General features: G+C 61.0%; 19 protein-coding genes and 1 tRNA gene. 8 read left to right on the plus strand and 12 right to left on the minus strand.

The features are described 5' to 3' along the window. Positions 1–23: 23 nt before the first annotated feature. The 4 genes from rho (at position 24) to FAY22_RS12275 (ending at position 5,004) form a co-directional block, all read left to right on the plus strand. Positions 24–1,289 (plus strand): transcription termination factor Rho, encoded by a 1,266-nt coding sequence (rho, locus tag FAY22_RS12260; protein WP_040039313.1) that lies wholly within the window; start codon positions 24–26, stop codon positions 1,287–1,289. Positions 1,290–1,517: 228 nt separating this feature from the next. After that, positions 1,518–1,784 (plus strand): type B 50S ribosomal protein L31, encoded by a 267-nt coding sequence (locus tag FAY22_RS12265; protein ID WP_146330468.1) that lies wholly within the window; start codon positions 1,518–1,520, stop codon positions 1,782–1,784. A gap of 137 nt (positions 1,785–1,921) precedes the next feature. Next, positions 1,922–3,634, plus strand: a complete 1,713-nt coding sequence (locus FAY22_RS12270; RefSeq protein ID WP_146330469.1) for a glycosyltransferase family 39 protein — start codon at positions 1,922–1,924, stop codon at positions 3,632–3,634. Continuing rightward, on the plus strand, positions 3,631–5,004 hold the full coding sequence (locus tag FAY22_RS12275) for an MATE family efflux transporter (RefSeq protein WP_246860493.1): 1,374 nt from the start codon (positions 3,631–3,633) through the stop codon (positions 5,002–5,004). The genes FAY22_RS12270 and FAY22_RS12275 overlap by 4 nt, the downstream gene beginning before the upstream one ends. Before the next feature lie 166 nt (positions 5,005–5,170). Here FAY22_RS12275 and FAY22_RS12280 read toward each other — a convergent pair whose 3' ends face one another. Continuing rightward, positions 5,171–6,022 (minus strand): hypothetical protein, encoded by an 852-nt coding sequence (locus FAY22_RS12280; RefSeq protein WP_146330471.1) that lies wholly within the window; start codon positions 6,020–6,022, stop codon positions 5,171–5,173. Positions 6,023–6,513: 491 nt separating this feature from the next. On the opposite strand from FAY22_RS12280, the gene FAY22_RS21995 reads away from it, so the two are divergent. After that, positions 6,514–6,666 carry a hypothetical protein gene (locus tag FAY22_RS21995; RefSeq protein ID WP_168204832.1) on the plus strand — a complete coding sequence of 51 codons (153 nt, stop codon included), beginning with the start codon at positions 6,514–6,516 and terminating at the stop codon, positions 6,664–6,666. Between the two features lie 466 nt (positions 6,667–7,132). Here FAY22_RS21995 and FAY22_RS12290 read toward each other — a convergent pair whose 3' ends face one another. After that, entirely contained in the window at positions 7,133–9,091 is a 1,959-nt protein-coding gene (locus FAY22_RS12290; RefSeq protein WP_146330473.1) for an APC family permease, read from the minus strand. Between the two features lie 136 nt (positions 9,092–9,227). Here FAY22_RS12290 and FAY22_RS12295 point away from each other — a divergent pair. Both FAY22_RS12295 and FAY22_RS12300 read left to right on the plus strand, forming a co-directional pair. Beyond that, positions 9,228–9,314 (plus strand) — tRNA-Leu (locus tag FAY22_RS12295). A gap of 475 nt (positions 9,315–9,789) precedes the next feature. Continuing rightward, positions 9,790–10,293: a DUF2231 domain-containing protein gene (locus FAY22_RS12300; protein ID WP_146330474.1), complete on the plus strand. Its 504-nt coding sequence runs from the start codon at positions 9,790–9,792 to the stop codon at positions 10,291–10,293. Positions 10,294–10,676: 383 nt separating this feature from the next. On the opposite strand, the gene FAY22_RS12305 is transcribed toward FAY22_RS12300, so the two are convergent. Genes FAY22_RS12305 through gabT form a run of 3 tightly spaced genes read right to left on the minus strand, consistent with a single transcriptional unit; the run spans position 10,677 to position 14,437 of the window. After that, positions 10,677–11,900 carry a CaiB/BaiF CoA-transferase family protein gene (locus FAY22_RS12305; protein ID WP_146330475.1) on the minus strand — a complete coding sequence of 408 codons (1,224 nt, stop codon included), beginning with the start codon at positions 11,898–11,900 and terminating at the stop codon, positions 10,677–10,679. A gap of 13 nt (positions 11,901–11,913) precedes the next feature. Beyond that, entirely contained in the window at positions 11,914–13,098 is a 1,185-nt protein-coding gene (locus FAY22_RS12310) for an acyl-CoA dehydrogenase (protein ID WP_146330476.1), read from the minus strand. A 34-nt stretch (positions 13,099–13,132) separates the two neighbouring features. Beyond that, entirely contained in the window at positions 13,133–14,437 is a 1,305-nt protein-coding gene (gene gabT, locus FAY22_RS12315) for a 4-aminobutyrate--2-oxoglutarate transaminase (RefSeq protein ID WP_210411818.1), read from the minus strand. Between the two features lie 203 nt (positions 14,438–14,640). On the opposite strand from gabT, the gene FAY22_RS12320 reads away from it, so the two are divergent. Then, on the plus strand, positions 14,641–16,065 hold the full coding sequence (locus tag FAY22_RS12320) for a PLP-dependent aminotransferase family protein (RefSeq protein WP_246860494.1): 1,425 nt from the start codon (positions 14,641–14,643) through the stop codon (positions 16,063–16,065). A 117-nt stretch (positions 16,066–16,182) separates the two neighbouring features. On the opposite strand, the gene FAY22_RS12325 is transcribed toward FAY22_RS12320, so the two are convergent. The 7 genes from FAY22_RS12325 to FAY22_RS12355 all read right to left on the minus strand — a co-directional run bounded on the left by FAY22_RS12325 (position 16,183) and on the right by FAY22_RS12355 (position 24,817). Then, entirely contained in the window at positions 16,183–17,205 is a 1,023-nt protein-coding gene (locus FAY22_RS12325; protein ID WP_146330477.1) for a porin, read from the minus strand. A gap of 300 nt (positions 17,206–17,505) precedes the next feature. Beyond that, positions 17,506–18,960 (minus strand): NADP-dependent succinate-semialdehyde dehydrogenase, encoded by a 1,455-nt coding sequence (gene gabD / locus FAY22_RS12330; RefSeq protein ID WP_146330478.1) that lies wholly within the window; start codon positions 18,958–18,960, stop codon positions 17,506–17,508. A 10-nt stretch (positions 18,961–18,970) separates the two neighbouring features. Next, entirely contained in the window at positions 18,971–19,807 is an 837-nt protein-coding gene (locus tag FAY22_RS12335) for an ABC transporter permease (protein WP_146330479.1), read from the minus strand. A gap of 48 nt (positions 19,808–19,855) precedes the next feature. Continuing rightward, positions 19,856–21,139, minus strand: coding sequence for an ABC transporter permease (locus FAY22_RS12340; protein WP_146330480.1), 1,284 nt, complete (start codon positions 21,137–21,139; stop codon positions 19,856–19,858). Positions 21,140–21,245: 106 nt separating this feature from the next. After that, on the minus strand, positions 21,246–22,277 hold the full coding sequence (locus tag FAY22_RS12345) for an ABC transporter substrate-binding protein (protein ID WP_146330481.1): 1,032 nt from the start codon (positions 22,275–22,277) through the stop codon (positions 21,246–21,248). 115 nt (positions 22,278–22,392) lie between these two features. Further along, entirely contained in the window at positions 22,393–23,490 is a 1,098-nt protein-coding gene (locus FAY22_RS12350) for an ABC transporter ATP-binding protein (RefSeq protein WP_210411819.1), read from the minus strand. A 58-nt stretch (positions 23,491–23,548) separates the two neighbouring features. Then, positions 23,549–24,817 carry a 4-aminobutyrate--2-oxoglutarate transaminase gene (locus FAY22_RS12355; protein WP_146330482.1) on the minus strand — a complete coding sequence of 423 codons (1,269 nt, stop codon included), beginning with the start codon at positions 24,815–24,817 and terminating at the stop codon, positions 23,549–23,551. Between the last annotated feature and the right edge of the window lie 38 nt (positions 24,818–24,855).

The following is a 24,855-nucleotide window of genomic DNA, read 5'->3' on the forward strand; positions in this document are numbered from 1 at the left end:
ATTCCCATCCCGGGACACTCACTATGCATTTATCTGAACTCAAGGCGCTTCACGTCTCGGCCCTGCTCGAAATGGCCATCGGACTTGAAATCGACAATGCCGCACGCCTGCGCAAGCAGGAACTGATGTTCGCGATCCTGAAGAAACGCGCCAAGGCCGGCGAACAGATCTTCGGCGACGGCGTCCTCGAAGTCCTGCCCGACGGCTTCGGCTTCCTGCGCTCGCCCGACGCGAGCTACATGGCATCGACCGACGACATCTACATCTCGCCCTCGCAAATCCGCCGCTTCAACCTGCATACCGGCGATTCGATCGAAGGCGAAGTCCGCACCCCGAAAGACGGCGAACGCTACTTTGCATTAGTGAAGGTGGACAAGGTCAACGGCGAACCGCCGGAAGCCTCCAAGCACCGCATCCTGTTCGAAAACCTCACGCCGCTGCATCCGAACAAGCTGCTGCACCTCGAGCGCGAGATGCGCGGCGAGGAAAACATCACCGGCCGCATCATCGACATGATCGCCCCGATCGGCCGCGGCCAGCGTGGTCTGCTGGTGGCATCGCCGAAGTCCGGCAAATCGGTCATGCTGCAGCACATCGCGCATGCGATCACCACAAACCATCCGGACACCACGCTGATCGTGCTGCTGATCGACGAACGCCCGGAAGAAGTGACCGAAATGCAGCGCTCGGTGCGCGGCGAAGTGGTCGCCTCCACCTTCGACGAACCGGCCACGCGCCACGTTCAGGTGGCCGAAATGGTGCTGGAAAAAGCCAAGCGCCTGGTTGAGATGAAGCGCGACGTGGTGATCCTGCTCGACTCGATCACCCGCCTGGCGCGCGCCTACAACACCGTGATCCCGGCCTCCGGCAAGGTGCTGACCGGCGGTGTCGACGCCAACGCGCTGCAGCGCCCGAAGCGCTTCTTCGGCGCCGCCCGTAACGTCGAGGAAGGCGGCTCGCTGACGATCATCGCCACCGCCCTGATCGAAACCGGCAGCCGCATGGACGACGTGATCTACGAAGAATTCAAGGGTACCGGCAACATGGAAGTGCACCTGGAACGCCGCCTGGCCGAAAAGCGCGTCTACCCGTCGATCAACCTGAACAAATCCGGCACCCGCCGCGAGGAATTGCTGATCAAGCCGGATCAGCTGCAGAAGATCTGGATTCTGCGCAAGCTGTTGTACGGCATGGATGAAATCGAGGCGATGGAATTTATCCTCGACAAGATGAAATCGACCAAAAACAATGCTGAATTCTTTGAAATGATGCGGCGTGGCGGAGCCTGATAAATAGCTCCAAGGTCGCAAAAGGCGCATGCGATGCATGCGCCTTTTTTATTTCCTGCAAAACAAGAAACACGGCTTCTTGCACAAAGCACATGCACCTCGCGCAAACCCCTGATTCCATTGTATAATCCCCCGTTTTCACCCCCAGGCAAGTGACCGGCAATCGGGTCAAGAAGCAGCAGGACCGACGAAGTGCCGATTGGCTACCAAACTATCGAGAGGAAAATCATGAAAGAAGGCATTCACCCGGAATATCGCGAAGTCGTGTTCCAAGACATGTCCAACGACTTCAAATTCATCACCCGCTCCACGATCCAGACCCGCGAAACCATCAATTTCGAAGGCAAGGATTACCCGCTGGTGAAGCTGGAAGTGACTGCGGAATCCCACCCGTTCTACACCGGCAAGCACAAGATCGTCGACACCGCCGGCCGCGTGGAAAAATTCCGCCAGAAGTTCGGCAATCGCGGTTCCAAGACGCAAGCTGCGGGCTGATCCCGTTGCTTCGCGCGAAAGAAGGCAGCCCCGGCTGCCTTTTTTATTTTATGCATACAGTCTGATACAGCCGTGACGATGCATTTGCGGCACAATATCGCCCACGCCAATAAAAACAAAGCCGTCCTTTCCCCGACATGAAGCCCGTCCGCCTCCCCGCTTCCGCCACGAATGCGCTTCCCCGCTGGGTCCTGATCTCGCTGTGCATGCTGTACATCCTGCCCGGCCTGCTGCGGCGCGATCCGTGGAAAAGCGACGACGCGGCCGGTTTCGGCATCATGTGGACCATGGCGCATGGCGGGCTCGACGACTGGCTGTGGCCGCACATCGTCGGCTTGCCGATGGCCGACAAGGGGCCGCTCGCATTCTGGATCGGCGCCCTGTGCATCAAGTTGTTCGGCGCAGTTCTGGACGACGCCTTGGCGGCCCGCATCGCCACCATCGCCTTCTTCCTGGTCGGCTGCTTTTCGGTCTGGTACACCACCTACCTGCTCGGGCGCCGCCCGGAAGCGCAGCCGCTGAAGCTGGCGTTCGGCGGCCAGCCCGAGGCCAGGGACTACGGCCGCATGCTGGCCGACGGCGCGCTGCTGATCTATCTCGGCTGCCTCGGCCTGCTGATGCCGAGCCACAGCACCAGCGCGGAAGCCCTGCAGGTGTCGCTGGTAGCCTCCAGCATGTATGCGGCGGCGCGCCTGCTCGAATCACATTCAATCCGCGCGGCGGCCGTGCTGGGCGCCGCGCTCGGCCTGCTGGTTCTCTCCCGGGGCTGGGCCGTGCCGCTGGCCATATGGGTGGCGCTGCTAATGCTGGCGGCGATCCGAGAACGGGTTCTGATGGCGCGCCTGGCACTCGTGACCATGCCGGTAGCGGCAGCCGTTGCAAGCACGTGGCTTGTAGCCAGCAGTATCGTTCGGCCGTTCGACAGCTCGCCCTATGACTCCTGGATGATCTGGAACCTGAGCCAGATCGGCATGCCGTCCTGGGACTCGCTGAAATTCCTGCTCAAGAACGGCATCGTGTTTGCGTGGCCGGCCTGGCCTTTCGCCGGCTGGGCGGTGTATGCGTGGCGCAGGCAGTCCTCCGCGCCGCACGTCACGATTCCGCTCGCGTTTTTCGTTGCGGTCGCGGTGCTGGCGATGATCAATCCGCATTCCGAGGAAGGCGTGCTGCTGCCCCTGCTGCCGCCGCTGGCGATTCTCGCTGCGTTCGGGTTGCCCACCATGAAGCGCGGCGCGATCAACGCTGTCGACTGGTTCTCCGTGATGACGCTGACCGCATCCGCCGCATTCATCTGGATCGGCTGGATCGCCAAGCAAACCGGCTGGCCGGCCCAGATCGCGAAGAACGCTTTCAAGCTTGCGCCGGGCTTCAAGCCGGAATTCAACCTGATCGCATTCCTGATCGCGGCCGGTGCGACGATCGGCTGGTTTGTGCTGGTGCACTGGCGCATTTCGCGCCATCCGTCGGTGCTGTGGCGCGCCGTCGTGCTGTCGTCCGGCGGCGTGATCCTGTGCTGGTCGCTGCTGATGACGCTGTGGCTGCCCTGGATTAACTACGGCAAGAGCTATGCGGGCGTGGCGCGGGAAATCGCAAGCAAACTGCCGCCGAACAGCTGCGTCGACTCCGATGTCGGCGCCGCACAGCGCGCCTCGTTCGCGTATTTCGGCCATGTCCCGTTTGCCCGCTTCGACGATGCGCACTGCGACTTCCTGCTGCTGCAGGACCGCAACCGTGGCCATGAAAACACAACGCTGATAAGGCGCTCCGGTCTCCAATGGACCCTGCGATGGGAAGGCCGCCGCCCTTCCGACCGCGACGAGCGCTTCCGCCTTTACCAACGCGTCAATTGACCCCGTCTCAACCCTCGCAATCCTTCACCATCCGTATCGCGGGCCTGGCCTGGCCGATCCTGATCGGTCAGCTGGCGGTGATCGCCAACGGCGTGATCGATACTGCGATGACATCGCGCTTCTCTGCCACCGACCTGGCGGCACTGGCGCTGGGCGCGTCGATCTACATCAGCATCTTCGTCGGCCTGAACGGCGTGCTGGCCGCCATGTCGCCGGTGATCGGCCAGCTGTTCGGCGCGCAACGCTTCCAGGATATCGGCGCCGAGATCAAGCAAGGAGCCTGGCTGGCCCTGTTCCTGGCGCTCGCCGGCTGCATTGCGCTGGCATTTCCTCAGCCGCTGCTGGCCCTGGCGCATGCCTCGTCGGACCTGAACGAAAAATCGACGCTGTACTTGCGCATCCTGGCGCTGGCACTGCCGGCCACCCTAGGGTTCCGCATTTACGCGTCGCTCAATACCGCCATCGGCCAGCCGAAAATGGTGATGGCGCTGCAGATCGGCGCGCTCGCGCTCAAAATACCGCTCAACGGCCTGTTCATCTTCGGCGGCTTTGGCGTGCCGGCCCTGGGCGGCCCCGGCTGCGCAGTCGCCACGGCGGTCATCGCGTGGACCCTGTTCCTGATCAGCGCCCTGATCCTGCGCACTCACTCCAGCTATCGTGCGTACGGCATTTTCGGCACAGGCTTCGCGGCACCGAAGTGGGCGGCGCAACGCGAACTGCTCAAGCTCGGCATCCCGATGGGCCTGTCCTATCTGATCGAAGTCACCGCCTTCACCTTCATGGCGCTGTTCATCGCGCGCCTGGGCGCAACCGTCGTGGCCGGGCACCAGATCACCGCCAACTTCGGCACTGTCCTGTACATGCTGCCGCTGGCGATCGCCAATGCGACCGGCACGCTGGTTGCGCAAGCCATCGGCGCACAGCAACTCGAGACGGCGCGCCGCATCGGTTTCGCCGGCATCCGGCTGGCAGCCATCCTGTCGGTGAGCATCGGCGTCGTCGTCTGGCTCGCGCGCGAAGCAATCGTTCGCGCCTACACGCCGGATGCGTCCGTCGCCGCGACGGCGCTGCCGCTGTTCATGTTCATCGCGTTCTACCAGCTGTTCGATTCGGTGCAGGTCGCCGCCGCGTTCGTGCTGCGCGCATACAAGGTGGCGGTGGTGCCGACGCTGATGTATGCGGTTGCGCTGTGGGGCGTCGGATTAGGCGGAGGATATGTGCTCGGGCTCGATCCGTTCGGCATCAGCCCGTCGCTCTTCCACGGCGCGGCGGGATTCTGGATGGGCAACAGCACCAGCCTGGCGCTGGTCGCCACAGGCCTGCTGTGGTACCTGCGCGTGGTCCAGCGCAATGCCGAACGCGAACAATAAAGCAGTGCCGGCTAGACCTTCATCGGCAGAATATTCAAATAAGCCGCAAAGGCTTATTAAACAAATGCCGCGGCATTTCCACCATTAAATATGCCCCCAATCACGGCCCTATTTCAGAAAGTAAACCTTGGTTGGGCCCCTTATTAAATCACTCTACACACAAGCGTTAAAACTCCTTTTGGAGTGTGAGCGAGGCCGATAACCCGTTCTTGGTGCCCCAACCACTAACATTTGAAGACGAAGAATCAATCGGGGTTTGGTGGAACGCAACTAAGCGAGGAGTAAGGTTCCAGCTATTCACTGGCGAATACCTCATTTCCAAGCCAATCTCCAGTACGGAAGACGGAGAAAAATTTACGTTAGAAATGTCGCCGATGTTTGGTACGTCAGCGAACGCAAATCCATACGATCTAATTCTGGTCAAATATAAAAACGGCACGACGCGAATTTGGGGCGTCAATTTGGACATCATATATGCGCCCAGCCCAACCTCATTCGGGGCAAGGCCTTGCCGTTTTGTGTAGCGCGGGGCGACGGCAAAGCTTAGATCGTCGTTAAAGGAATGTAGGTAGTCGAGCTCGATTGCTATGAAGCCAGATGTACCACTGTGATGCAACACTGAGCCGTTGATCAGCATCTCATCAGAACCATTACCACTCCGGAAGACGCGGTATTTCAAGCTAACTAATGCATCTCCCCATTGCTCTATCTTATTAGAGAAGTTGCCGGGGACAGGAGTGTTTACGTCGACGTCGTATCGATTTCGCAGATAGGGGACAGACAGACGCGCCTCAAATCCGCTCCCAAGTCCAATATTGCCGCCGACTGCCACTGAGGTCAGATGGTCACGCTCCTCTCCAATCCCCCCCGGAGTGGATGTACTAATTACTGAATTTCTGGCTACCGTGCCACCCATGGCGGTATCAACGGCGAATTGCCCAGCATCACGGATAGTGAATCTGGAAATAATGTCATCAGCTTGTGCCGCAACTGAAATGGTTGCGGCGATGACTGCCATGTAGAGGGAACTACGGCGCATATATTTCTAAAAATTTAAGTGAGAAGAAAATGGTTAATCTTTTCCAAACAGTAAGATTCCTGCCGGTGCGATTACATCGCATTTCCCACAATATATCTATGCCATATCTATGGGGGTAGGCGAAAAAGCCCGCTCAGCTTTCACTGGGTGGGCGGCGCTGATGCAGTAAAGTGGTCCTGCGGCTTCCAATTCCTTTCCTATACTGGTAAGGAAAGGCCGTTGTTTCATGAATTTCGCATTCAAGGCAGCAGTTGCACCGCTTGCCATATCAATGTTGCTTGAGGGCTGCGCTGTGTATGAGCCAGCTTACAGCGACTATCCTTACTCCCAGCCAACCGTAGTGTATGTTGAGCAGGGCTACGGGTATTACGACCCACCAGCTCCCGTATATGTTCAGCCGCCTCCCGTGTACACCGGGCCTCCGGTCAGATTCCGATTCAATTTCGGATATTGGAGCGGCCGAGGCGGGCATGGCGGCCATCATTGGAACGGTGGGCGCCCTTGGGGTAGCGGCCACCATTGGGGAGGCGGGAATCGGTTCGGCGGTGGGCACGGGCGGGGTGGATTTCACCACCATCGGTAATGAAAAAGCCTGCTCGGTGCTGGTTGTCTGGCGTGGCTGAAACATACTGATAGTAGCGGAGGGCGATGAGTATATTTGCCGGAGGTTCTATGTCACGCCTTGTTGCTTCAATAAATCTAGGTATTTTGGTTTCTGGATGTGCAATCACTCAACCTTATGCTCCAGACGCTGCTAAGCAACCCGTTGCCGATCAGGGCACTGCTTATCCGGCGCCTAGTGCGGGTGTCGGCGTTGGAGTAGGTCGGTCGGGCGGCCGCACAGTGGGAGGAGTAGGATTTGGTGTAGGGTTTTGACCCTAATCTTGCGGCAGAGTGAAGGCGTAAAAAACCGGCTGGGGCCGGTTATTTGGGGCCATCTCGCACAGCACTAGTTATCCACGGCCCTGGTTATGGCCCCAAATAAGATAGATTGGAATGGATTACTCAAAGTTAGGACGGGCCCTAACCCCTTGTTTTTTAGCCATTTTATTGCATAAGCAGGATTAGAAAAAATTAGCCGAAACTTCCTCAAACCTTCATCGGCAGGATCACCATCTGCAAGCTCTCGAAATGCAGCCGGCGCTGGATGGCGAGCGCGGCCTGGTTGTGCAGCATGCGCGTAAACCAGTTGTCGTGCTCGAAAATCAGCTTACTGGTGAAGAAAATCGAATTCGGGTATTCCTCGCTGATCTTTTCGCACAGCTTGGTCACCTCGACGACGACGTCGGTGCCGAAGCCGAGATACGCCGCTGACGCCATGCCATGGCTGTGGCAGAAATCTACGAAGAACTTGAGGGTGGCGTTGGCCTCGGCGCGCATTTGCTCGACCGCTCCCTCGCCGCCGTAAGCGTGCGAATCGACCGTGCGTGCATTGACGAAAATGAAATTCTTGAAGTGCCCCGGGAACATGCGCTGCACCCACAGCAGGGCGTGCAGGCCGCCGCCGCGCGAGGAGCCAACGATGAATACGGCGGTCTGGTTTTCCGGATTGGGATCAACCGGGCCGACGTGCGAGCCGAACGGCTGGTTGGCGAAAACCTGGTCGACCGCGCCGATCTTTTCCTTCGTTTCGCGGTAATGCGCGCGGATATACAGGCAAAGGCCGATGACGATGGTAGTGATCAGCACCGTCATCCAGCCGCCTTCGAAGAATTTCTCGATGACGGTGACGACCAGGATGCTGCAGGTGACCACCAGGCCAAGCGCCGACAGCAGCAGGCGGCGGCGCCACGGCAGGCCGTCGTTGCGGTGCTTGATCCAGTACAGGCACAGGCCGGCAAGAGACAGGCTGAACGTCAGGAAGACGTTGATACTGTACAGAACGACCAGCAGGTCGACCTTGCCGTCGGTCCAGAAGAGCACGGCGAGCGCAGCCACGCCCATCACCAGGATGCCGTTTTGCGTCACGAGGCGGGTCGACAGGTAGCGGAATTTATGCGGCACCCAGGAATCGGCGGCCATGTTCGACAGCACCGCCGGGCCGCCCAGAAAACCGGCATTGGCGGCCACCAGCAACAGCCCCGCCTCAAAGGTCAGCACGGCAGTCAATGCAAAACCGAGGCTGGTGCCGGAAAATCCCATGTTCTCCAGGATCGAGTTGAACACCACCGCATTGAGCGTGCGGCCTTCGACCGGCACCGCATTCCACAACAGGTAAAGAAGGATGATGCCGGCTGCGGTAAATGCCAGGCTGAACGCCATGTACAGCATGGTGAGCTTGCCGGTGCGCACGCGCGGTTCGGCCAACGAATTCACGTTGTTCGATACAGCCTCGATACCGGTGTAGGTACCGCCGCCCAGCGAATACGCCTTGAGCAGCAATGCGATCGTAAACACCCAGGATGTTTCGCTCGCCAGCTTTCTGGTTTCGGTGATCGTGTCGGGGATCAGCTCCGGCAGCCCGGAGGCATGCGCGACCAGCCCGTAGACGATCAGGACCGCATGGCTGGCGACAAAGCCGAGAAAAATCGGCAGCAATATCTTGATCGACTCCTTCGCCCCGCGCAGGTTAATAAGCAACAGGAACAGCACGAAGGCGACTTCCACCGTCAGCTTGTACGGTTGCGCGCCCAGCGGCAGCAGACTGAACAGCGAATCGACGCAGCTGGCGACCGAAATCGAGATGGTCAGCACGTAGTCGACGATCAGGGCCGCGCCCGACACCAGGCCGGCATACGGCCCGATCAGCGTGGTCGCGATCCGGTAGCCGCCGCCGCCGGTCGGGAACAGTTCGATGACCTGGTTGTACGCCAGCGAAATGATGAACACCGTGATGGCCGTCGCCAGCGCTAGGTAAACGCCGAAATGGCCGTGCGTGCCAAGCGCCTTGAATGCCTCTTCCGGGCCATACGCGGACGAAGACAGCCCGTCCGCTCCCAGGCCGACCCATGCCAGGAAGGCGACCAATGCCAGCGAATGGCGTGTCTCGCTCTTCATCGGATCGAGCGCTTTGCCGAGGACAATTTCACGGATCTTGGCTGGCTTCATTCTTATAGTACGCGGAGGCGCCTGAAATAGCTAAAGTAGGCGATGATACGCCTTTCGATTCCGCTGTGACAATGCAATCTGCGGGCGGCATGTTGCCCGATCGCCGCAAATCAGCGATAATGCTCGCTTGTGTGTCGCCGAGATGGCGGAATAGGTAGACGCACGGGACTCAAAATCCCGCGCTGGAAACAGCGTGCCGGTTCGATTCCGGCTCTCGGCACCAATATGATGACGCTCCTGCATAGGGGCGTTTTTCATTTGGATCGAAAATTAAGCATCAGCAAGTACTTCACGCAGCATTTCTTCATACCCTGCCTTTTTGTCCTGCGTTGCCCTGACTGAATTCGGACAACGTAGAGCATAGTCGCCGTAAGTCAATAAGATACTATCAACTCCGTCGTAATCCAGGCACTGACCGGAATACGCATGGCGCCGCGAACCCGTCCCGGATGCCCGGCAGGGTCCTTTCTAGTTCCCAAGCCCTGAAAAAGAGAAATATCCACTAAGGAAGCGACATTTATTCTGTCACTACGCATCGCCGACTTTTGCATGGCGCTACCTAACGACAACCGATACGCTCACAATAAGCGACAGAAATCAAGCTCATGTCAGCTTCTCTATACGTACCGCTTGCGGAAAAACTATGCAGCCAAATTTTGGTCAAATTTGTATGTGTCTGAAGAATGGGAGTTTTAGCCATGCGAACCCCAGCAAGCATCGCCAAACATCCGATCCATCCTATGTTGATCACGCTTCCGATCGGTCTTTGGATTTTTTCCTTGGTTTGTGACTTGTTCTATCTCTTCGGCAATGGTGCGGAGAACTGGCGCATTGTCGCGTATTACACAATGGCGGGCGGCATTATCGGCGCTTTGCTGGCGGCAATTCCCGGCTTCATCGATTTGCTGTCTTTGCCCAAGGGCGTCAAACGCATTGCCATCACGCACATGAGCATTAATTTGGCGGTCGTCGTGCTGTATCTGATCAACCTATGGATGCGCACACAGGGCGTCGAAACCACCACGCCGCAATGGCTATCGGCGATCGCGATTATTGCACTCGCCTTCTCGGGATGGCTGGGAGGCCGCATGGTGCATGTCCATGGGGTGGCCGTCGTGATGCCACCGGAGCCGGTGGAAAGCACATTGCCTAGGTCGGTCCCCGTCGAGCGCCGCCACGGAGAGCGCCGCGTTAGTGCATAAGAGTGAACTGCATAGGGGCGGCCTCGGTAGTTCGTGAACCAGTTTTATACATTGTTAGGCACCTGGCTCGAAGCGGCCATCACTGGAAGCGCGGCGGTCGTCTCAGTACGGCCTACAATCGGTCTCGCGGAACTCCTTTATTCCGGCAGCCCCGTTTTGCGCAGACCGTCCGCTAATATGGCGAGATTCTCCAGTCAATGGGTCGGTAGCCTATCTTCGATATCGGAGAGATGCACCGCAGGGGCGAGCTGGCGCATATGATCCATCGCGCGCTGCTCGGCCACTCTCTCCTCCGGCAATGTCTTGCCTTCTTTGCACGACAGTAGAAGCCCAGGCTGGGAACGAACTCGCCAAGCATGGCGCAATTCTTTGCATCGACCTCTCTAAATAATGCCGCGAGACGCGAGCGCTCCTATACGCTCGCTGGTCAAGCCGAGCAGCTGCTGCAAGACTTCATGCGTGTGCTGCCCCAGGAGCGGCGGCGCATTGCGGTACTCGACTGGCGTGGCCGATAGTCGGAGCGGATTTGCCACCGTGGGTGCGGTGCCTGCCTGCGGATGCGGCAGCTCCATGCGCATGCCGCGCGCCTTGACCTGCGGATCTTCGTACATGGCCTTCAAGTCGTTGATCGGCCCGCACGGCACGTTCGCCGCTTCCAACGCCGAGATCCACTCTTGCGTAGTCTTGAATACCGTGGCCTGCCGCATCAGCGGAACCAGTATTTCACGGTGCTTGACCCGTCCGGCATTGGTCGCAAAGCGCTCGTCAGCTGCCCACTCGGGGTGACCGAGCACGCCGCACAAGGAAGCGAACTGCCTGTCGTTACCGACGGCGAGAATCATGTCGCCGTCGGCCGTCGGGAAATCCTGGTAGGGAACGATGTTCGGATGCGCGTTGCCCATGCGCCGTGGCGCCACCCCGGTGGTCAGGAAGTTCATGTTCTGGTTGGCCAGGCAGGCGATCTGCACGTCGAGCAGCGCCAGATCGATGTACTGCCCTTCCCCGGTGCGATCGCGATGCGCCAGCGCAGCCAGCACGCCAACCGTCGCGTACAGGCCGGTGAGGATGTCGGTCAAGGCCACGCCGACTTTCTGCGGCCCGGCGCCCGGTTCTCCGGCGCGCACGCCGGTGACGCTCATCAGCCCGCCCAACCCCTGGATCAGGAAATCGTAGCCTGGGCGGTTGGCGTAGGGGCCGGTCTGGCCGAAACCCGTGATCGAGCAGTACATCAGACGCGGGTTTTCCGCACGCAGGCTTTCATAATCGAGGCCGTACTGCGCAAGGCCGCCGACCTTGAAGTTTTCCAGTACGACATCGGCGTTTTTGGCAAGCGAGCGGATCAGTTCCTGCCCTTGCGCACTGCCGATATCGACCGTCACCGACTTCTTGTTGCGGTTGGCGCACAGGTAGTAAGCGGCCTCGGACGTGTCCTTGCCGCTTTCGTCGCGCAGGAAGGGCGGGCCCCAGGCGCGGGTATCGTCGCCCGTGCCGGGCCGCTCTATCTTGATGACGTCCGCGCCGAGGTCGGCCAGCAACTGGCCGGCCCAGGGCCCGGCCAGCACCCGCGACAGGTCGAGCACGCGAATATGGGAAAGCGCTCCGCTCATCGCGTGTCCTTTCTCAGTTTCCGGCCTGGAAAGCCTGAATGCCGGTCTGTGCGCGTCCCAGAATCAACGCGTGAATGTCGTGCGTGCCCTCATAGGTGTTGACCACTTCCAGGTTCACCAGATGGCGCGCCACGCCGAACTCGTCCGAAATGCCGTTCCCGCCCAGCATGTCACGCGCCAGGCGCGCCACGTCCAAGGCCTTGCCGCACGAATTTCGCTTCATGATCGAAGTGATTTCCACCGATGCCGTGCCTTCATCCTTCATGCGGCCCAGGCGCAGGCAGCCTTGCAGGCCGAGCGTGATCTCGGTCTGCATGTCGGCCAGCTTCTTCTGGATCAGTTGATTCGCCGCCAGCGGCTTGCCGAACTGCTTGCGATCCAGCACGTACTGGCGGGCACGATGCCAGCAATCCTCGGCCGCGCCCAGCGCGCCCCAGGCAATGCCGTAACGCGCCGAATTCAGGCAGGTGAACGGCCCCTTCAAGCCGCGCACCTCGGGGAAGGCGTTCTCTTCCGGGCAAAACACCTCGTCCATCACGATCTCGCCGGTGATCGAGGCGCGCAAGCCGACCTTGCCGTGGATGGCCGGGGCCGACAAGCCCTTCCATCCCTTTTCCAGCACGAAGCCCCGGATGGCGCCTTCATCGTCTTTCGCCCACACCACGAACACGTCGGCGATCGGGCTATTGGTGATCCACATTTTCGCGCCAGTGATCTTGTAGCCGCCCTCGACCTTGCGGGCACGCGTGATCATCGAACCCGGATCGGAACCATGGTTCGGCTCGGTCAGGCCGAAGCAACCAATCAGCTTGCCGCAGGCTAGGCCCGGCAGGTATTTCTGCTTCTGTTCCTCGCTGCCGAATTCAAAGATCGGCACCATCACCAGCGACGACTGCACGCTCATCATCGAGCGGTAGCCGGAATCGACGCGCTCGACTTCGCGCGCGATCAAGCCGTAGCTGACGTAATTCAGGCCCGCGCCGCCATACTGTTCCGGGATGGTGGGGCCGAGCAACCCAAGTTCGCCCATTTCGCGGAAGACGGCGGGATCGGTCTTTTCGTGGCGGAAGGCTTCCAGCACGCGCGGCGCCAGGCGGTCCTGCGCGTAGGCGCTTGCGGAATCGCGCACCATGCGCTCTTCCTCGGTAAGCTGGCTGTCCAGCAGCAGCGGGTCTTCCCAGTTGAATGTCGCTTTCATGATTCCCCCTTGAATGGTGCGTTGTTGTGGATGCTTATGCCTTGCCTTGCGCGACAAGGTCGTCAATGACGCTGCCGATGATCGCGAGCCCTTCGTCAAGCACATCGAATGGAATGGTGAGCGGAGTCATCACGCGCAGCACATTGCCGTTATTGCCGCAGGTAAGGAGCAGCAGCCCGCGCTTGAGCGCTTCCGCCTTGAGTGCATTGGCAATCTCAGGTGCCGGACGGCTGGCGTCGCCGCCATGGAAAAATTCCACCGCCGTCATCGCGCCCAGCCCGCGCACGTCGCCGATGCACGCATGTTTCTTCGCCAGACCGTGGAAGCAGCCGCGCAGGCGTTCGCCGATCTCCATGCTGCGCGCGCACAGCTCTTCCTGCTCCACCACGTCGAGCACCGAGAGCGCCGCCGCGCAGGCCAACGGGCTGCCGGCATAGGTGCTGCCGAACGCACCGGGAGCACCATGATCCATCACGTCGGCGCGGCCCACCACTGCGGAGATCGGCATGCCGCCGCCCAAGCCCTTGGCCATCGTGACCAGGTCGGGCACCACGCCGGAATGCTCCATCGCGAACATCTTGCCGGTACGCGCCACGCCGGTCTGAATCTCGTCCGCGACCAGCAGCATGCCGTGCTTGTCGCATAACGCGCGCAGGCGCTGCAGGAATTCCGGCGGCGCGGGGATGTAGCCGCCTTCACCCTGCACCGGCTCGACGAACACGGCCGCTACGCGCGCCGCCTCGACGTCGTTCTTGAGCAGCTTTTCGATGCTGGCGATGGCGTCATCCACGCTTACGCCGTGCACGGCCGACGGATAGGCGGCGTGATAGATCTCGCCGGGGAACGGCCCGAAGCCCGTCTTGTACGGCTCGACCTTTCCGGTCAGCGCCAGCGAATACATGGTGCGGCCATGGAAAGCGCCGTTGAAGGCGATGATGGCCGAGCGCCCGGTGTAGGCACGGGCGAGCTTGATCGCGTTCTCCACCGCTTCGGCCCCGGTCGACATGAAGAAGGCCTTTTTCGGGTGCGGGCCCGGCGCCAGCCGGCAGATGCGCTCTGCCAGCGCCACGTAGGATTCATAGGCGACAACCTGGAAGCAGGTATGCGTAAACAACGGCACCTGCGCCGCCACTGCCTCAACCACTCGCGGATGGCAATGCCCGGTATTGACGACCGCGATACCGGCGCAGAAGTCGATGTAGCGCTTGCCTTCCACGTCCCATATTTCACTGTTGAGCGCCTTCGCGGCGAACACAGGATGGGCATTGCCGATGCCGCGCGCGATCGAGGCATGACGGCGCGCCATGAGTCCGGTGTTGCTGTTGACGGGTTTGGTCATCGTTGTACTCCTTCGAATATTGGAACTGTGCCGCTACGGCACGACGTGACCGGAGTGTAGGTTTCTTCCTTTCGCTCGCCCAGACACAACACGCGCGATTTCGGCACGCACTGTTATGCTCGCGCGACCACTACAGTCGTCACTTTTCTCTCTGCAGCGACGGCTTTTGCGATGGTTTGATCGGATACAATGAAAAGGTTTTCTTGCCCATTTCCGACCGCCCTTCCCGCATGTTTGCAATCAATCCCGACAGCACCACGCCGCTCGTGACCCAGATTGTGGAAGGCATGAAGGAGCTCATCGCCAGCCAGAAGCTGCGGGCCGGCGCCAAGCTGCCTTCGATCCGCCAGTTTGCCGATACTCAGAAAGTAAGCGCCTCCACGGTCGTCGAAGCCTACGACCGGCTTGTCGCGGAGGGATATCTGGTGGCGCGCCAGAGCTCAGGCTTCTACGTGCGCTACATGTCGCGCGGCCTCTACCGCGAGGAGCAGCAATCGCTGCGCAATATCCGCTTCGATCCGCTGTGGTTCGTGCGCCGCGTATGGGAGAGCGGTTCGGCCGAAGTGACGCCCGGTTATGGCTGGGTGCCGGACGACTGGCTTGACCCTGATCTGATCCGGCGCACCATGCGCAACCTCGCCGGCAAGCCATCTGCACAAGGCTCGGGGTACGGGCATCCGAAGGGGTTGACTGCACTGCGCCTGAAAGTCTGCGACTGGCTGGCCGAGCGCGAAATTGCGGCGGCGCCCGACCAGGTGCTGCTCACCACCGGTGCCAGCCACGCGCTGGAACTGGTGTCGCAATACCTGCTGCGTCCGGGCGATGCGGTGCTGGTGGACGAGCCGGGCTACAGCGTGATGATGTCCAATCTGCGCGCGCGCGGAGCACGACTGGTCGGCGTGCCGTGGACGGCGACCGGCCCCGATCTCGCAGCGCTTGAACGCCTCGCCGCCGAACATGCGCCGCGCGCCTTCTTCACCAACCCGCGGCTGCACAATCCGACCGGCGCCAGTTACTCTCCGGGCGCGGCGCACCGCGTTTTGCAGCTTGCGGACCGCTTCGATTTCATTGTGGTGGAAGACGACGTGAGCGCCGACCTGGATGTCGACGCGCGCCGCAGCCTGGCTTGCCTGGACCAGCTCAACCGCGTGATCTATCTGACCAGTTTTTCCAAATCGATTTCGCCGCGCCTGCGCACCGGCTTCATCGCCGCCGACCCGGATGCGATCGAGGATCTCACCCAGATCAAGATGATGACAGGCCTGACCTCGTCCGAGATCACAGAGCGCCTGACGCTCGAGATTCTCAACGAAGGCCGCCATCGCAAACAGATCAAGTCTCTCAAGGACAAGCTGGCGCAAGCGCAGGATCGCGTCTGCCGCCAACTCGTCCAGTCCGGACTGCTATTGTTCGCGGAGCCACAGTCGGGGCTTTTCGTGTGGGCCCGGCATCCCGCTTTCGCGGATTCGTCTCTGCTCTGCAACGAAGCGCTCGATGCCAATCTGCTGCTAGCGCCAGGCCATCTGTTCATGGAGGGCGGGCAATCGTCGCCATGGATGCGCTTTAACGTCGGTTTTTCCGACCGGCCTGAGCTGTTCGAATTCCTGGGCAGACAGGGATGTGCATGAAAGGCAGGCCCGCACGAAATTGAGGGACGGGCGATTTACCTGGCCGATGCGGCAGATTACGTGAGCAATTCTGTTAAGTCCCCTCTCCCGCAGGAGAAGGGACATTTGCACTACCTGTCAGAACTTATGGCGCAAGCCGACGTTGAACAGCGTCGGATCGTTGCCGTTGGCGGCGGCGCCGTTCAAAGCCGCACCGGAATCATTGCTCGTGTGCGAAAGCGAGGTGTACACGCTGGTGCGCTTGGACAGGGCATGCGTATAACCGATGGCGATTAGCGTCGAGTTGGCATCGGCTACATCGCGCACGTTGTTCCGGATGTACGACAACATCGCCGTGCCTGCGCTGCCGACCGGCGCCGACAGGCCGAGCAGCCAGTTGCGATTCTTGACGGTCGCGCCGGGCGTATTGCTTTCCAGTTTGCTGTCGCCATAACCGAGATGCGCCTTGGCCGGGCCGAAGTTGTACACGGCGCCGATAAATGCATGCTTCGTGTCGGCGACTACGGGCGCCGCGGTCGTGTTGGCGTTGTGATAGCCGAACTGCACATTGATCGGGCCGTTCACATAGCCAAGGCCCAGGCCATACTGGCGGTTGTCGGAAAAGCTGCCGGGCGATTCGCCCATTATGTAGCTGGCCTGGCCGGAGAATCCGTTCATGGACGGCAGCGAATAATTGATCGTATTGTCGGTGCGCAGCGGATACGTGCCTGCACCGAACATCAATGACGCATCGCCCGCCAGGCCGACTTCGAACGGATCGATTTCGGCCAGGGCGAGGAACAGCGGCGCCCACTGGCGGCCAAGCTTGACGGAGCCGAAGCCGCCGTTCAAGCCGACCCACGCCTGACGGCCGAACAGGCGCCCGGTCTGGGTGCTTGCGCCGGAGTCGCTATTGAAGCCGTTTTCGAGCTGGAAGCTGGCCGACAGACCGCCACCGAGGTCTTCCGATCCCTTGAAGCCGATACGGCTGGGCAGCTGGGTGCCGTTATCGAGGCTGTAGGTGCGCGAGTTCGCGGCGGCGCCGTTGTCCGCGTAGTTGAGCGCGATGTCGAGCACGCCGTAGATAGTGACATTGGATTGCGCTGAGGCCGTGCCTGCGAGCGCTCCCATTACCGCAAAAGCGAGAAGTGTTTTTTTCATTGTTGGACCTGCGATGTGATGGAAAAAATCGTGGCTAAGCGTGCGGCAGAATGGCCTTTGTCACCGCCCTGCCGGCGTTTCGGACATGGGTGATTGTCGTTGTCTCCTCAAGTTGAAAGTAAATGCTCTCCCCCCGGCTGCGTACGGGCGTACGTAGCCGTTTTCCCCTTTTGAAGGGCTTCTCGATTGGTATGCTTGCGCGGGTCGCGCCTGCGCGGCGCAATGCAGGTGAAAGAAATCAGTCGCGGGCGGGCTTCCGCTTTTTGAAACGCAAACCCGCAGCCTCTTTCGCGGCGAGGTCTAGATGCCGCCCATGCACAGATACTTGATCACGAGATAGTCGTCCATCCCGTACTTCGAGCCCTCGCGGCCCAGGCCCGACTGCTTGACGCCGCCGAAGGGCGCCACCTCGTTGGAAATCAGACCGGTGTTGATGCCGACCATGCCGCTCTCCAGGCCTTCCGCGACACGCCAGATGCGGCCGATGTCGCGCGAATAGAAATAGCTGGCAAGGCCGAATTCGGTATCGTTGGCCATCGCAATCGCTTCCGCGTCGTCCTTGAAACGGAACAGCGGCGCCAACGGACCGAAGGTCTCTTCCTTCGCCACGCGCATGTCGGACGTAACGCCAACAATCACGGTCGGCTCGAAGAAGGTATGGCCGAGCGCATGGCGCTTGCCGCCGGTGAGGACGCGCCCGCCCTTGGCGACCGCATCCGCCACATGCAGCTCGACCTTCTGCACGGCGTCGCCGTCGATCAGCGGGCCTTGCGTGACACCCGGCTCCAGGCCGTTACCCACCTTCAGCTTTTTCACGGCGGCGACCAGCTTCTCGGCGAAGGCATCGTACACGCCATCCTGCACGTAAATGCGGTTCGCGCAGACGCAGGTTTGCCCCGCGTTGCGGTACTTGGACGCGATCGCGCCTTCCACTGCCGCATCGAGATCGGCATCATCGAATACGATAAACGGCGCATTGCCGCCGAGTTCGAGCGAGAGCTTCTTGATGGTCGCTGCCGATTGCTGCATCAAGAGGCGCCCCACTTCGGTCGAGCCGGTGAAGCTGAGCTTGCGCACCGTCGGGTTGGATGTCATCTCGCCGCCGATGGCGCGCGCGTCGCCGGTAATCACGGAGAACACGCCGGCCGGCACGCCGGCGCGCTCGGCCAGCACCGCCATGGCGAGCGCGGAATACGGTGTGCTTTCTGCCGGCTTGACGATCATCGGGCATCCGGCAGCCAGCGCCGGGCCGACCTTGCGCGTGATCATCGCAGACGGGAAGTTCCACGGCGTGATCGCGGCGCACACGCCGATCGGCTCCTTGACCACTACCAGGCGGCGGTCGCTCCAGGGCGAGGCCAGCGTATCACCGGAAACGCGCTTGGCTTCCTCGGCGAACCATTCGATGAAGGAAGCGGCATATGCCACTTCGCCCTTCGCCTCGGCCAGCGGCTTGCCCTGCTCGACCGTCATGATCTGCGCGAGATCGTCGGCATTGGCCAGCATCAGGTCATTCCACTTGCGCAGGATCGCGCTGCGTTCCTTGGCCGTCTTCGCGCGCCATCCGCGCCACGCTTCGTTAGCGGCGGCAATGGCGCGGCGCGTCTCGGCCGTGCCCATATTGGGAACATGGCCGATCACCTCGCCAGTGGCGGGATTGGTCACGGCAAAGGTTTCGCCATTGTCGGCGTCGCACCACTGGCCATTCAGGTATGCCTGCATGCGCAGCAGAGACGGATCTTTCAATTGCAACATAGGATTCCTCTTAGTATTTGGCAGCAGCCTTGTTACGCCCGCGCAGCCATTCCAGCGTTCCTAGCAGGCAGATTGAGAAAAAAATCAGGATGGTTGCCAGCGCGGCGATGGCCGGGCTGATGTTTTCGCGGATACCCGCAAACATCTGGCGCGGCAGCGTCGATTGGCTCGGACCCGCGACGAAGAGCGTGACCACGACTTCGTCGAAGGAGGTGCCGAACGCGAACAGCGCTCCCGAAATCAGGCCCGGCGCGATCACCGGCAGCGTGATCCGGAAGAACGTGCGCAACGGGCTCGCTCCCAGGCTTAGGCTGGCGCGCACCAGGTTGTGGTTGAATCCGGCCAGCGTGGCCGACACGGTGGTAACGACGAACGGCGCGCCCAGCGCCGCATGGGCCAGGATCAGGCCGGTATAGGTTTCCGAGAGGCCGATCTGGGCGAAGAAGATGTACACGCCGACGCCGACCACCACCACCGGCACCACCATCGGCGAAATCAGCACTGCCATCACGACCGCCTTGCCGCGGAACTCGGCCTTGTTCAGGCCGACTGCTGCCAAGGTGCCGAGCACGGTCGCCAGCAGCGTCGCCGCCGGCGCGACGATGAAACTGTTCTGCGCGGCGCGCACCCAGTCGTCCGACTCGAACAGGCTCTGATACCAACGCAGCGAAAAGCCGGGTATCGGGTACGACAGGAACGTGCTGTCGGCGAAAGACAGCGGAACGATCACGAGGATCGGCAGGATCAGGAACAGCAGCGTCAGCAGGTTCAACCCGCGCAGGGTGAAGAACCACGCGCGTTCGGAAAGCGACTGGTACGGTGCGAATGTCGGCAGTATGTGTTTCATCGTTTTTTCCTTTTTCACTCTCCTCTCCCGCAGGCGGGAGAGAGAGAGTCATCCCATGCTCACGTCCATCTTGGCGAAGCGCCGGTACACGCCGTACAGCACCAGCGTTGCCGCGAACAGCAGAGCCCCCAGCGCGCACGCCATGCCCCAGTTGATCGTCACATTGATGAAGTAGGCGACGTAGTAGCTGACCATCTGTTCGTTGGTACCGCCCAACAGCGCCGGCGTGATGTAGTAGCCAAGCGCGAGGATGAACACCAGCAGCGCGCCGGCGCCGATGCCCGGATAGGTCTGCGGCACGTACACGCGCCAGAACGCGGCGAACGGATGGCTGCCGAGCGAGACCGCGGCGCGCATGTAAGACGGCGGGATCGATTTCATCACGCTGTACATCGGCAGGATCATGAACGGCAGCAGGATGTGCGTCATCGAGATATACACGCCAGTGCGATTGAACAGCAACTCCAGCGGCGAGTTGGTCAGGTGCAGCGCCATCAGGGTCTTGTTGACCAATCCTTCCGACTGCAGCAACACCATCCAGGCGGCGACGCGCACCAGGATCGAGGTCCAGAACGGGATCAGCACCAGGATCATGAACAGGTTGGCGCGCCGTTCCGGCATGGTCGACAGCCAGTATGCAAGCGGATACCCGAGCAGCAGGCAGAACAGGGTCACGCCAAGGCTGATGACGAAGGTGCGCATGAAAATCTGCTGGTAGGCAGACTGATCCTCGTCCATGTGCACGATGTTGCCCATGCCGTCCTGGCGCAGGTCGAGCGATGCGAGCAGATAGTATGGCGAATAGCGCGAGCCGTTCTTGGCAATCACCTGCCAGTATTCCGGTTTGCCCCATTGCTCATCGATGTCGATCAGCGCCTGCCTGGTTTCCTGCGGCGTCATCGGTTTTCCGTCGGCGCCTTGCAGCGGCATGGCGCGCGCGGTTTTCATGATGACGGAGCGGGCGCCGGGCAGTTCGCTGTTGACGCGGCGCGCCAGATTGCCGGCGGTGCTGTGCTCGCGTGCGACGGCAAGATCGGCAGCCAGCGCGGCATACGCGGCGTCCGGCGGCGTGCCGGTGCGCTTCCAGCCCTTCAGCGCCACCACGGTGTTGGGCAGGGTGTCTGCGACTTCCGGGTTTTCGACGGCACGCTTGAGCAGGATCGCAATCGGCGCGACGAATACAACCAGCAGGAAAATCATCAGCGGCGCGATCAGCGCAATGGCTGACAGGCGCTTGCGCAATTGAGCCCGATGCAGTTCGCGCTTCAGCTGCGCGGTAGATGGCTCGGCGATGGGCAGATCGATGGCCGGAGCGATTGCGGAAGTAGTCATATCGCAATATCAATCAGGGTGAAAAGATGCCGTACTGCGTTTAGCGATACGGCATCAAACCGGCCGTGATGGGCAGGAGTAGCCCATCCGGACGGAGGAGGCAGGATTACTTCGCGGCCCAGGCGGCAAAGCGCTGTTCCAGTTCTTCGCCGTGATCGGCCCAGAACTTCAGGTTAGCCTGCACCGCAGTCTTGGCATTGGTGGACGATGTGGGCAACTGCGACAGCAGCTTGTAATCCATGCGCTTGAACGCGTAGTTGTTCACCGGACCATAGGCGATCTTGGTTGCATAGACATGCTGCGCTTCCGGCGTGCTGGAGTAGGCGATGAATTTTTCCGCGACGTCCTTGTTCTTCGCGCCCTTCGGAATCACCCAGTAATCGAGATCGTAAACCGAACCGTTCCAGGAAATGGCGAGGTTCTTGCCTTCGCGCTGGGCGGCGTCGATGCGGCCGTTATACACGGAAGACATCACCACGTCGCCCGCTACCAGGAATTGCGGCGGCTGCGCGCCGGCTTCCCACCACTGGATATTTCCCTTCAGCTCGTCGAGCTTCTTGAATGCGCGATCGACACCGGCCTTGGTGGACAGGACGTTGTAGACTTCCTTCGGCGCCACGCCGTCGGCCATCAGCGCGAATTCCATGTTGAAGCGAGCGCCCTTGCGCAGGCCGCGCTTGCCCGGGAATTTCTTGACGTCCCAGAAGTCCGCCCAGCTCGTCGGCGGCGTCTTCAGCTTGTCGGCGTTATAGCCGAGAACGGTCGACCAGACGAACGCGCCGAGGCCGCATTCATGGATAGCGGCCGGCATGAAGTCTTCCTTCTTGCCGATCTTGCTGATATCGATCTTTTCCAGCAACCCTTCGTCGCAGGCGCGGCCGATTTCGCCGGATTCGATCTCGACCAGGTCCCAGCTCACCTTCTTGGTCTCGACCATCGCCTTGAGCTTGGCCATTTCGCCGTTGTATTCGACGACCGTCACCTTGTTGCCGCTCGCTTTCTGGAACGGCTCGACATAGGCGGCCTTCTGCGCCAGGCCATTGGCGCCGCCGAAATTGACTACGGTCATTTCGCCGGCATGGGCAAAGCCGGCGGCCATGGCGGCAGCCAGCAGGATCGGTTTGAGTGCGTTTTTCATTTGTGCTCCTTCTCTCGTACTGTTGTTGAAAGGGATCGGTGCGGCTCCCCGGTCGTCCTGCCGGGCAGCACTGGATTCGCCCCTTCTTGTGCGGGGGCGTCATCCTGTATATCGCTTAGCTGAAGATGCGCAGGCGCTCCGGCTCGATGCCCAGCCGGACCGGCATGCCGGTTTCGAGCCCGGGCAAGGCCTTGTCGTTGAGCGCGATCTTGACGAAGCAGTCATCCTGCTTGTTGAGCGCACAGCGCACGCGCACGTGGTCGCCGAAATAGATCATGTCGGACACGGTGGCGAGCAGCGCATTGGGCACTGCCGTGTCGCCCGAGTGCAAGTGGATGCGCTCCGGCCGTACGCAGGCGGTCACCTGCTGGCCGGCTTGCGCTGCATTGATGTTCAGGCCTTCCAGCAGGCTGCCATCCGGCAGGCGCATGGCGCACTGGCCGCCGGCGACATTCGCCACGGTGCCGGTCAGACGGTTGTTGTCGCCGATGAAGCCGGCAACGAACTGATTCTGCGGGTATTCATACAGCTCGTCGACCACCGCCAGCTGCTGAATCACGCCCTGGTCGAATACCGCGACGCGGTCGCTCATGGTGAGCGCCTCGCTCTGGTCGTGGGTGACGTAGACGAAGGTGACGCCGAGGCGCTGGTGCAGCGCCTTCAGTTCCAGCTGCATGTGCTCGCGCAATTGCTTGTCAAGCGCGCCCAGCGGTTCGTCCATCAACACCAGCTTGGGTTCGAATACGAGCGCGCGTGCCAGTGCGATGCGCTGCTGCTGGCCGCCCGACAGTTGCGCCGGATAGCGGTCGGCAAATTTCCCCATCTGGACCATGTCGAGCGCCTGTTTCACCTTGGCCGCGCGCGTGCTGCTGTCGACGCCGCGCACGGTCAGCGGATAGGCGACGTTCTGCGCCACCGTCATGTGCGGGAACAGCGCGTAGTTCTGGAACACCATGCCGATGTTGCGCTTGTGCGGCGGCACCTTGTTGAGCAGCTGGCCGTCGAGCCGGATTTCGCCGCCGGTCGGGAATTCGAACCCGGCCAGCATCATCAGGCAGGTGGTCTTGCCCGAGCCCGATGGCCCAAGCAGGGTCAGGAATTCGCCGCGCTCGATGTTGAGGTCGAGGTGCTTGACGACCAGGTGTTCGCCGTCATAGGTCTTCTTGACGCCGCGGAATTCGACCAGCGTGTCGCGCTTTTCTGTATGTATCACGGAGTGTCTCCATTTATCGACCGGAAGCGGTGCATTGCCGCTCCGGCTTTACAACATGTCAAGCCTCAAGCAATGCCGCTTCCAGGATGCCCAGCGCTTCGTCCATCACATCGTCGCCGATGGTGAGCGGAAACAAAAAGCGGATTACATTGCTATATACGCCGCAGATCAGGAGTAGTAAACCTTTCTGCAGTGCGCATGTTTGCACTTTTTTAGCGAAATCCGCATCGGCCTCGCCGGTTCCGGGCTTCTTGAACTCGACTGCGACCATCGCACCCAGTCCACGCACGTCAGCGATCTGCGGCACCTTCTTGCGCAGCGAATGGAGCTTTTCCTTTAACTGCATGCCAAGGCGCTCGGCGCGCTCGACCAGCTTTTCTTCCTCGATCACCTCCAGCACCGCGAGCGCGGATGCCACCGCCAGCGGATTGCCGGCGTAGGTGCCGCCCAGTCCGCCGGGAGCCGGCGCGTCCATGATCTCGGCGCGGCCGCACACGGCCGACAGCGGCATGCCGCCCGCCAGGCTCTTGGCCATCGTCATCAGGTCCGGCACCACGCCGTAATGCTCCATCGCGAACAGCTTGCCGGTGCGGGCAAAGCCGGTCTGCACCTCGTCGGCGATCAGCAGGATGCCGTGCTGGTTGCACAGCTCGCGCAGCGCACGCATGAAATCAACCGGCGCCGCATAGAACCCGCCCTCGCCCTGCACCGGCTCGAGGATGATCGCGGCGACACGCTTGGGATCGACGTCGGCCTTGAACAGGTATTGCAAGGCTGCCAACGAGTCCTCGGTGCTGACGCCCTGCATCTCGATCGGGAACGGCGCGTGATACACCTCGCCCGGGAACGGGCCGAAGCCGACCTTGTACGGCACCACTTTGCCGGTCAGCGCCATGCCCATCATGGTGCGCCCATGGAAGCCGCCGGTGAAGGCGATCACCGCCGAGCGGCCGGTGGCGGCGCGGGCGATCTTGATCGCGTTTTCCACGGCTTCGGCGCCGGTCGAGAACAGTGCGGTCTTTTTCGGATGATTGCCCGGCGTGATCGCATTGATGCGCTCGGCGAGCTCGACATAGCTTTCGTAGGGGACGATCTGGTACGCGGTATGGGTGAAACGGCCGAGCTGCTGCTCGATCGCCTTCATCAGTTTCGGATGGCGGTGGCCGGTGTTGAGCACGGCGATGCCGGCGGCGAAGTCGATATAGCGGCGGTTCTCCACGTCCCAGATTTCGGCGTTGGAGGCGCGGTCCGCATAGAACTGGCACATCACTCCGACGCCGCGCGGCGTCGCATTGTCCTTGCGCTTTTGTAAATCAGCGTTTTTCATGTCTGCTCCATTTCTGTGTTGTGGAGCAGATACTACGG

Source organism: Noviherbaspirillum sp. UKPF54, assembly GCF_007874125.1.
GTDB lineage: Bacteria > Pseudomonadota > Gammaproteobacteria > Burkholderiales > Burkholderiaceae_D > Noviherbaspirillum.